Genomic DNA, 887 nt, shown 5'->3' with positions numbered 1-887 from the left:
ACAAAGCACAAGTAGTATTTGAGCTAAGGACTGAATTTCCTGTAAAAGCCTTACTAAAACTCGCTGGCATTCCACGCAGTACCTATAATTACTATGTAAAATCAATCGGTCGTCCAGATAAACATGCTGAATTAAAAACATTGATTCAGGCGATTTACCATGAGCATAAAGCACGCTACGGGTACCGTCGTATTACGCATGAACTGAGGAATCTGGGGTATCTGGTGAATCATAAAAAAGTTCAGCGACTCATGAAAAAGCTAGGCCTAAAAAGCATGGTTCGGATGAAAAAATATCGCTCATATAAAGGGAATGTTGGTAAGACGGCACCGAATCTTTTGAATCGCAATTTCCAGGCAGAAAAACCAAACGAGAAATGGGTAACCGATATAACTGAGTTTAAACTCTTTGGTGAAAAGCTCTATTTATCACCAATGCTAGATTTATTTAACGGAGAAATTATCGCTTATACAGTTGATTCAAGACCAAGATACTCTCTTGTGTCTAAAATGCTGGAACAAGCTTGTAAGAGACTAACTGACAAAGACAATTTGCTGATTCACTCGGATCAAGGCTGGCATTACCAAATGAGCCCATACCGTCAGGTATTGAAAGAAAAGAACATTACCCAGAGTATGTCGCGAAAAGGAAACTGTTATGATAACGCTGTGATTGAAAATTTCTTTGGTATCCTAAAATCAGAGTTTTTATATATGCAAGAGTTTGAGAACGTTGAACATTTTAAACAAGAGTTAGCCAAATACATCGACTACTATAACAACCAACGAATCAAGATAAAATTAAAAGGCTTAAGTCCAGTGCAATACCGAACTCAAGCCTTACATGCTGCTTAAAAAATACGAGTCTAACTTTTTGGGGTCACTTCA

At 37.5% G+C, this 887-nt stretch carries 1 protein-coding gene; it reads left to right on the top strand.

The window, feature by feature from the left end:
• A partial coding sequence (locus EDM56_RS30860) for an IS3 family transposase (protein WP_122921740.1) occupies positions 1–854 on the top strand: 854 nt, incomplete at its 5' end.
• Positions 855–887: the final 33 nt, after the last annotated feature.

The organism is Brevibacillus fluminis (genome assembly GCF_003710825.1).
Lineage (GTDB): Bacteria > Bacillota > Bacilli > Brevibacillales > Brevibacillaceae > Brevibacillus_D > Brevibacillus_D fluminis.
The sequence above is the reverse complement of the archived record's forward strand: the minus strand, read 5'-3'. Positions and strand labels throughout refer to the sequence as shown.